Raw genomic sequence first — 8,756 nt, 5'->3', positions numbered from 1 at the left:
ACAAAGGTTTTGCTCGGTTACCTCGTCCTTGAGATGAGACTTCGCATAACTATCCTTAATCCTAAAGAGATGACTTGGAGGATAGGACAAAAGAGCTTAAAGTCTAAAAAGCCTTAAACCTCCCAAAGCTCTAAAAAACTCAAAAGCCTCAAAGAGCCTCAAAACTCTAAAAAGTCTTAAAGTCTAAAAACCTAAAAGAGCCTAAACCCTTAAAAGCTAAAGCCTAAAAAGCTCAAAGCCCCTAAAGTCCTAACCGCCCAAAGCCACTGAGCGCAAATCTTAAGGAAAAATAGAAAAAATAAAAAAGAACCCGTGCTTAGGCTTAAGCCCTTGAAGCATTCATACTTTAAGGCGCAAGCCCTAAGCTTCAAAGTGCAAAAGCCCTAAGCCTCCAACCAAAGGGAGGCTTAAGCTATCTTAAGAAAGCTTAGTTAAGCAATCTTAAGATATTTTGCTGAATAGCATTGGCTTGAGAAAGCGCGTAGCTACCAGATTGAGCAAGGATATTGAGCTTAGTAAATTCTGAACTTTCAGCTGCAAAATCCACTTCACGGATACCAGATTCAGCGGCTTTAACATTCACTTGAGTAATAGTGATGTTGTTAAGAGTGCTTACCATTTGTCCTTGAACAGAACCAAGGTCAGCTCTAATCTTATCAAGCATTTTTTGAGCAGATTCTGCAATATCCATTGTAATCATCGCACCGCGTAAGGTAGTTACCCCTGCACCAAGGTCTGCTGCACCAGAAGCAATCACTGCATTGAAGTTTTCCCCAGAAGCAGAGCGCACATCTTTGTTAAACACACCTGTGATGTCTCTTAGGTTCGCCGTAGTTTGTGCTACTTTGCCTTCATTATCATACCCAGTAGCGCTGATGTTTATCCCGCTTATCACGACATCTCTTGCGTCTGTTCGCACAAGTGAAAGGCGTCCAAAGTTTTTAGAACCACCATTTTGCAAATTTTGCCCACCATTAACAGTTTGAATTGCTAGAGGCTCGGTAATAGCTCCATTTTGTGCTTGACCACGAATTGAGAGCTCAATACCGCGTCCGTCTGTGCTTCGCAAGTTTAATCGCCCGATATTATCTGTGTAAGCTTCCACACCTGTGTGCATTGTAGCCGCATTGAAAGCTTGCAACAAACGACCATCGCTATCGTTTTTCTTAATCCCAATAATATCGCCAATAGAGAAGCCATTAAGCACCACGCCACCTAAGCCCCCAGAGGCAATCGCACTATCAGAAGTGGTAATAGCATTGGCTACTGCGCGAATACCTGTTTGGTCAGAGTTTTTGTTAATCACTTCTGCCAATACGCCAAGTCCAGTCCCTGCTGATGAAGAAACCCTTACAGATTCCAAAATGGCATCATTCACACCATCAACATTTTTGAAAACAACAGTTACTTCACCAGATTCAGTAACCATCGCACCTGTTTCAAGGCGCACTTGCCCGATTTTACCAGATGTAGCCGCACCAATTGAAGTTTTAATGGATTGGTTAGAATACGCACCCACTTGGAATTCTTTATTTGTAAATGAACCAGAGAGCAACGCCATACCATTATATGTAGTGTTGTTACCGATGTTGTCCAAACCTTCAATCAAGCGCTTAATGTCCATTTGAATCATTGAGCGAGATTGTGTGCTTTGTCCATCTTGTGCAGCTTGCACCGCTTTAGTTTTGATAGTATCAAGAATTTTAAGCTGTTCGTCCATCGCTTTGTCGGCGATTTGGATAATCCCCATACCATCATTTGTATTTCTAATCGCTTGTCCTAGCGCACTTGCTTGAGAGCGCAAACTATCAGCAATCGCCATACCTGAAGCGTCATCCGCAGCCTTGTTAATGCGAAGACCTGAACTCAATTTCTCCATCGAATTTTTGAGGTGATATTGAGTAAAGGTAGATTGAGCGTGCGCATTAAGCGCGTTAATGTTTGTATTGACTTGGAAAGCCATAGTAACTCCTTTTTTGTGTTTTCCTTAGGCGTCCTTGCCTTTAGGTTGAGATACATATCGGTAATAACGCAAGAATTTTAATAAATTTTCATAATTTTGTTGATTTTTTTGGGATTTTTGAGCTTTTTTAGAGAGTAAAGAGAGGTTACTTTTAGGGACACTAGGGAGATTAAAATCAATAAAGTAGCTTCTATATTATAAAAGCAGTAACTTTGACATTGCATAATTATTTCTATTTAAGTTAAAAGAAGCTTGTCTTTTTGTCTTTGGCTTAGATTCGGGCTACCTTATAGATTCTAAAGTCTTTGCTTAAAATCTATAAAGAGATATTATTTTAGGCAAGATAAAGGGCAATGTTATGTAAGGAGATTCTATGGAAGATGTATTTGACCCCAAACGCCTCACAATGAGCATACTTGCCTCGCCAGATATGGCAAACTTTAGCGGGGTAATGCACGGAGGAGAGCTAATGAAGCTACTTGATAGAGTAGCCTATGCGTGTGCTACGCGCTATTGCGGCTGTGGTGTGGTAACCATTGGCGTAGATGGTATGGTGTTTAAAAACCCTATCCCCATTGGCTCTTTGGTGCATTTCCTCGCCTCTGTGAATTATGTGGGGAGCAGTAGCTGCGAAGTAGGCATAAAAGTCATTAGTGAAGATATTAAAAATCGCTTTGTTACCCACACTAATAGTTGCTACTTCACAATGGTAGCCATTGATCCTAGCGGCAAAAGAGTGCAGATTCCACCGCTTGATCCCACAACTCCTGATGAAAAAAAGCGATTTGAAGATGCACGAAAACGCAAAGAAATACGAATGAAAATTAAAGAATAAAGCTAAAGCATAAGCCTAAATCCTTTTTTGAATCCTCTTATTTTGTAAATAAGTGCGCTCATTGTGCGCTTGTTTGCGCTTCACACGATCTTGGTTTTACCTTGCTTAAAAGCTCATTTGCTTGTTTAGACGAAAGACGCTCACTAAGATAGGCTTTAATATGAGGAAAAAACGCAAGAAGCGTTGGCATTAGCTCTCCTAAATCTTGAGATTGTCTAAGGCGATTAAGGGCATTTTCATCATTATGAAATATAAAGCTATTAAGATTAAAATCCGCAATCTTCATACGATAATACACATTGCCATCAGCGGTTTGCTCCAAAACTTGCGAGGGCAGAATCCTATCTGTCATAAAGCCATTTTCTGTATCAAAAAAGATATTATATCCGCAAATACTTTGCTTTGCTTCAAGGGCATTGAGGGCTTCATTAATGCTCTCTTGTTGTCTATAACATTGCTTATCTGCCACACCCAAAAGCATAAAAAAATCAAAATCCAATAAATGCTTTGCAAGGGAGCTTTTCTTAAAAGTATCTATATCAAATACTTCATCTAAGCGAATTTGAAACATCTCTGGAGCTACGCCCTTAAAACCTTGTTCCTTATAGGCTTGATAAGTAAGTGAAAGCATAAACTTTGCTTCAAATGGGCTAAGACACATTGGTTTTTTCTCATCTTTAGCATATTTTTCTCTTGCGGCAATCGTATTAATTTGTGTGACTTCTTGTGAGGAAAGCACAAGTGGAACTTTGATATATCCTGCCTCATCTTTTGGCGCAGAATCTATAAAGCTAATATTTAAAAACTTGCTCCTATCCGTCTGATCTAATACGAAAAATGCGTCCTCATACATCTCTACATCATCGTGAGAAAGCACATCTTTGTAATGCTCTAGCTCGGATTTAGCAGTGCGCAATAGCTCATCAAAATACATCCCATTTTCATAAAATTGTGATAATACATAAGCCCCTAGCACCAAAGAAGCCATATAATTATGATACAAAGATAAATCAAAGCGATGCTCGTTAATTTGGGTGTAATTAAAACCTTGCTTCAAATATTCTAATGCCAAAGGGAGATTTTCTTGTATATTATCACCCAAAAGTGCTAAAGTAAGATAATCAAGCCCATAAAGATAATTTGAGATAGTAATATCATTATATACATTTTTCAGTGGATCTCGCGCAGTTGAGATAAAATCCTGTGCTTCAGCAGAATGGGTATTATGGGCTTTAAATAACTCATAAGCGCTAGTTAATCGCCTTGTGTGTAAATGCACCTCATCGCTACTGCTTAAAGAAGTGTCAAATTGCTTATGATAAAACAAAAGTTGCCCAAACACTTGATCTATGGGTGCGCGGAGCTGCAAGACTTCATTTTTTATAAGCGCAATGGCTTGTCGATAAACCTTATAATGCTCTTCAGGGATAAAATCATCAAAATTATCCAAATCTTTCTCGACTTCTTCGCGCATCCTGTGGCTTATCATATGCTCCATTTCTCCATTGATAAGCATTAGATGATGTAGCCCGTGTAATGCCAAAATACGCACTTGGATACGAGATTCTAAAATATTGCTTAACTGCCCGCTTTCTTTGGCAAACTCAAATCGCCCATTAAGCAAATTACTCAAGGTATCAGTATTTCCTCTCTCATAATCCAAAAACAAAAGGGCAAGAGCAAGTTGGATTTCTACATTATATTTTTCGAGCAAAGGTAGCTGCATATAGTCTTTGACTGAATGACACAACACTCGCCATTCTTGGACTAATCCCATTAGCCTCTCAACCAAAGCTACATCAACTTTATTGCTTGTATTATTCCTATAAGCTTGCCACAAAAGCTTTTTAATCTCTTCTTCTTTTTCTGCCACAGAAACAAGCTCATACCCTTTGATATTTTCTTGTGAATCTTGTGGTAAAAATGATTGGGTATCTTCTTTTATCGGTGCATAGTAAGAGAGAATCTGATCGAGCAAATGATGAATTTCTGCTTTATCATCATATGTTAAGCTAGGCTCTTTTACTTCTTTGAGAGTTTCTTTTTCTTCCTTTGCCTCATTTGCTTCTTTAGCGGAGAACATATCATTACAAGCCACAAAGCCCATAATAACACAAACTGCCCAAACACCATTCCATACTCTTCTCATATATTCTCCTTATTTTTTAAGCTCTAGGGCAAAAGTATGTCTCTCCTCACCCACACGCACTTCAAGCTCAAGCTTCCCTACTTGCAAAGCAGAGGGCGCATAAAGCACAAAGCCTCCTCTTGGACTCCCCTTTGGCTCAAGTGTATTTTTTTGCAAAATGCTTGAGAGTATCACGGCGCGATTGCTTCTTTGCCAATCAAGCTCAATGCTTGTTATCATTCTTTCACGCGCTAAAAATTGCATTTCATCATATATATAAAATCCCCCCATATAGCCTCGATAGATAAAAGGTATCCCCCGACTTGGCATTGGAGAAGAGGGGATAAAAAGATGATAAGATTCTACAATAGAGCTAAAATCAAAATTTTGGGTTTTTAGTTCTTTGTCATTTAAGGCTGTGATAGGCTTTCCATTTTGATAAAGTGATATATCTTCTTTTGCAAAAATCACATTTTGTAAAGAAAGATTAAGGGCAGAAATAAAAAGCGCAAGAGGCACTGCATTTACGCCTCCTACAAGATGTTGCCCCACTTCAAGGCGCACCTTGCTTTTTGGCTTAAATGAATCCACAATTTGCACACCCTCATTATATAAGCTTACATTTGCAACCTCAAGCGTATAACTCGCACAAGCGTTAAAAACACCTCCATATATAAAACTAAAAATACAAAAAAATATCTTATATAAAATATGATTCATAGCCCTAAAAATCTACTCTTCCTTGCTTTTAGCTCCACCAATACAAAGTAAAACCACAGAAAACAAATTTGCCACCACTGCGCCTACGACAAGTGAAGTTGCAATCTCAATATCACCAAAGATTTGCAAGAATATAAAAGCAGGTATGAGATGAAAATCAGCCACAAGAGAGCTTGCTAAAAGCTCGGCAGAAAGGCTAGTTTTTACCCCTATGCGCAAAGTTGTAGCGATGAAATTAATCGCTGTGGCGATAAAAAGTATGATGATATTATTCTCATACAAAAACCCTAATGTGAAAGTCAAACTCATCAAACTAAAAAATACAAAAAAGACTTTGCCCCAATCCATTACTTACTCCTTATAAAGTTCCTTGCTCATACATTGCGCGTAATCGCTTCTTTTCCTCTTGCTTTTTGAGCTTTTCATTCTCTTTTTTATAATATTCATCGAGATTAAAACCAAGAAGCAAGGCAAGACGAGGCGCAACAAACATTGAGCTATAAGTTGCCACAATCACCCCTACAAGCATAGGAAGTGAAAATCCTACAATAATCTCCCCACCAAAAAGATAAAGCGTAAGCACCACAAAAAACACAGTCAAGGAAGTCAAAAGTGTGCGTGAGAGTGTGCAAGAAACCGCCTCATTAATCACATATTTCATATCTTTTTGCCGCTTAATCATCATTTGCTCTCTAATTCTATCAAAGATAATAATCGTATCATTAATAGAATAGCCAATAATCGTAAGTAGCGCGGCTAACACATCGAGGTTAAAATCTACATTTGCAAGTATAACTATACCAGAGACGATAATCACATCGTGCATAAGCGCTAAAACCCCAGCAAGAGAAAATCTCCACTCATAGCGAAAAGAAATATAAATCATCATCGCAATAAGCGCGATGACAAGCGCGATGATACCATTTGTTTTAAGCTCATCGCCCACTTTTGGACCCACAGAATCCACTCGGCGAAGCTCAAAAGTGCCGCTTGGCTCTAAAAGTGTAAGAATATCTTGTGCCATATTTTCATTCACATCTGTAGGAATATAAGGAATCTTCAAAAGCACTTCCTCTTGTGAGCCAAACTCGCTTACTTGTGAATTTTTAAACCGCTCATCTTGTGCGAGGAGTGTGCGGATTTGCGCTAATGGTGCGGCTTGAGTGTATTGAAGCTGCACCACAGAGCCACCGGCAAAATCAATGCCTAGATTAAAACCTTTTAGCCCTAAAAGCACAAATGAAGCGATGATTAAAAGAATAGATATTCCTAATCCATAGGAGCTATACTTCACAAAATCATATATTTTTACTTTTTTAATAAATTCCATTATTTTGCCTCCTTGCGTACTTCTTGTGTAGTTTGAGCAGGAAGGCTGATACCAAACCATAAGGCGATATTACCACTTTTTACAATTTGATTTAAAATCGCCTGATAAATGCCGTGTGTGCCAATGATTGCTGTAAGAATAGAAGCACTTATACCAATCCCCATTGTGATAGCAAAACCCTTAATCGCACCTGTGCCAAAGGCATAGAGCAATACAGCGGCAATAAGGGTGGTGAGATTAGAATCAAAAATCGCTCTAGATGCGTTTGCATAGCCCATTTCTATGGATTTAGCGATACTAAATCCCCCACGCAAAGCCTCGCGGATTCTTTCATTAATAATAATATTCGCATCAACTGCCATACCCACTGTGAGCACAATCCCCGCCATACCCGGCAAAGTCAAAGTCGCGCCAAAACAAGCCATTACCGCAATAATGAGCACAATATTGACAAATAATGCCACCACTGCAATCACTCCGGCAAGGGCATAATAGGCTATCATAAAAAGAATGACAAGCGCAAAACCACTTATAAGCGCAATCATCGAGGCTTTGATAGAATCTTCTCCTAAGCTTGGTCCCACACTGCGCTTTTCAAGCACTTCCATAGGCGCAGGGAGCGCGCCACTCTTTAGCGCAATCGCCAAATCACTTGCTTCCTCTACGCTAAAGCCACCGCTAATTTGTCCGCTTCCACCGCCGATTCTCTCCCGAATAACAGGCGCAGAATATACCTTGCCATCAAGCACAATCGCCATACGCTTACCGACATTTGCCCCAGAAAAATCACCAAAAATCTTCGCCCCCTTTGCATCAAGGCTAAAGCTTACGATTGGTTGATTATTTTGATCAAAACCAGCTCGAGCATCTGTAAGCATTTCGCCATCAAGGATAGGCACAGCTTTAAGCAAAATGACTTGATGAGATTGCGCTTTTTTTGCGCGTATATCTTGCTCTAATGAAGCAATATCTGCCTCTAATTTTTCATATTGCGCAGAATCTACTTGAGTAGCCAAAAGCTCATCTTTAAGTGTGCTAAGGGTTTTTTCAAGCTTTTGCAACTCGCCTGAATTCACAAAAGGCAAAATCACATCATTATATTTTTGCGCCTCAACCTCACTCATTGTGCTAACCCGCGCATTGCGCTCCTCATCAACTGCCATCATCTGCAAATGCGCAGGCTTAGCTATCAAATCCCTTGCTCTTTGTTCCTCTTGTAATGTCTTAATGCCCGGTAATTGCACAAGAATATTATCCTGCCCTTGTTGCGTAACGCTTGGCTCACTTAAGCCAAATTCATCAAGCCTATTGCGTATCGTGCCAATGGCTTGTTTGAGCGCATTCTCTTTAATTTCTTGCTCATACTCTGGGCTAAAGCTAAGGATATACTGCCCTGCATTCTCATTTATCTGCAATCCATTTATACTTGCTAGAATCTGCTCCAATTTTGGTTTTTCATCACTATCAAAAAGCTCAAAACTCACATTATTTTCAGTCGCTTTGAGATTATCGATAAGAATCTTCTCACGCCTTGTATCAAAGCTAATCTGTGAAGCAAGGGAAGAGAGCCGAGCTTTAATCGCCTCTTGTGTTTTCACACCCAAAAGCAGATTAAGCCCACCTTGCAAATCAAGTCCAAGCGAAATCTTACGACCACCTATATCTGTAAAAGAGGGCAAACTCAAAGCAATACCAAATATAGTGGCAACAAGTAGCACCCAAAGCCTATAATTGATGCTTTTATTTGCCAAAGAAGATTGAATATGCTGCTTTGCCATTT

General features: G+C 39.5%; 7 protein-coding genes. 1 reads left to right on the top strand and 6 read right to left on the bottom strand.

The genetic code is table 11. The annotated features are described in order from the left end of the window. Positions 1-427: 427 nt before the first annotated feature. Positions 428-1,963 (bottom strand): flagellin A, encoded by a 1,536-nt coding sequence (locus J1E28_RS00960; RefSeq protein WP_291026069.1) that lies wholly within the window; start codon positions 1,961-1,963, stop codon positions 428-430. Positions 1,964-2,336: 373 nt separating this feature from the next. Between J1E28_RS00960 and J1E28_RS00955 the strand changes: the two genes are divergently transcribed. After that, positions 2,337-2,798 (top strand): acyl-CoA thioesterase, encoded by a 462-nt coding sequence (locus J1E28_RS00955; protein WP_291026068.1) that lies wholly within the window; start codon positions 2,337-2,339, stop codon positions 2,796-2,798. Between the two features lie 58 nt (positions 2,799-2,856). Here the strand turns inward: J1E28_RS00955 and J1E28_RS00950 are convergent, their stop codons facing one another. From J1E28_RS00950 to secD, 5 genes are read right to left on the bottom strand one after another with little or no spacing between them, the layout of a single operon-like run. Next, positions 2,857-4,947 (bottom strand): hypothetical protein, encoded by a 2,091-nt coding sequence (locus tag J1E28_RS00950; protein WP_291026067.1) that lies wholly within the window; start codon positions 4,945-4,947, stop codon positions 2,857-2,859. A 9-nt stretch (positions 4,948-4,956) separates the two neighbouring features. After that, positions 4,957-5,646 (bottom strand): hypothetical protein, encoded by a 690-nt coding sequence (locus J1E28_RS00945; RefSeq protein ID WP_291026066.1) that lies wholly within the window; start codon positions 5,644-5,646, stop codon positions 4,957-4,959. Between the two features lie 12 nt (positions 5,647-5,658). Further along, complete coding sequence (locus J1E28_RS00940) at positions 5,659-5,994, bottom strand: DUF6394 family protein (protein ID WP_291026065.1); 336 nt, start codon at positions 5,992-5,994, stop codon at positions 5,659-5,661. A gap of 10 nt (positions 5,995-6,004) precedes the next feature. Then, positions 6,005-6,976, bottom strand: coding sequence for a protein translocase subunit SecF (secF, locus tag J1E28_RS00935; RefSeq protein ID WP_291026064.1), 972 nt, complete (start codon positions 6,974-6,976; stop codon positions 6,005-6,007). Continuing rightward, positions 6,976-8,754 carry a protein translocase subunit SecD gene (secD, locus tag J1E28_RS00930; RefSeq protein ID WP_291026063.1) on the bottom strand — a complete coding sequence of 593 codons (1,779 nt, stop codon included), beginning with the start codon at positions 8,752-8,754 and terminating at the stop codon, positions 6,976-6,978. The genes secF and secD overlap by 1 nt, the downstream gene beginning before the upstream one ends. Positions 8,755-8,756: the final 2 nt, after the last annotated feature.

The organism is Helicobacter sp. (genome assembly GCF_022511165.1).
GTDB lineage: Bacteria > Campylobacterota > Campylobacteria > Campylobacterales > Helicobacteraceae > Helicobacter_C.
This window is presented reverse-complemented; position numbering and strand designations above follow the sequence as displayed.

What these genes read in the sequence shown, in the direction of transcription:
- J1E28_RS00945 (WP_291026066.1), bottom strand. Translation starts at nt 5,646, where the DNA reads ATGAATCATATTTTATATAAGATATTTTTTTGTATTTTTAGTTTTATA.
- J1E28_RS00940 (WP_291026065.1), bottom strand. Translation starts at nt 5,994, where the DNA reads ATGGATTGGGGCAAAGTCTTTTTTGTATTTTTTAGTTTGATGAGTTTG.
- J1E28_RS00950 (WP_291026067.1), bottom strand. Translation starts at nt 4,947, where the DNA reads ATGAGAAGAGTATGGAATGGTGTTTGGGCAGTTTGTGTTATTATGGGC.
- J1E28_RS00960 (WP_291026069.1), bottom strand. Translation starts at nt 1,963, where the DNA reads ATGGCTTTCCAAGTCAATACAAACATTAACGCGCTTAATGCGCACGCT.
- J1E28_RS00955 (WP_291026068.1), top strand. Translation starts at nt 2,337, where the DNA reads ATGGAAGATGTATTTGACCCCAAACGCCTCACAATGAGCATACTTGCC.
- secD (WP_291026063.1), bottom strand. Translation starts at nt 8,754, where the DNA reads ATGGCAAAGCAGCATATTCAATCTTCTTTGGCAAATAAAAGCATCAAT.
- secF (WP_291026064.1), bottom strand. Translation starts at nt 6,976, where the DNA reads ATGGAATTTATTAAAAAAGTAAAAATATATGATTTTGTGAAGTATAGC.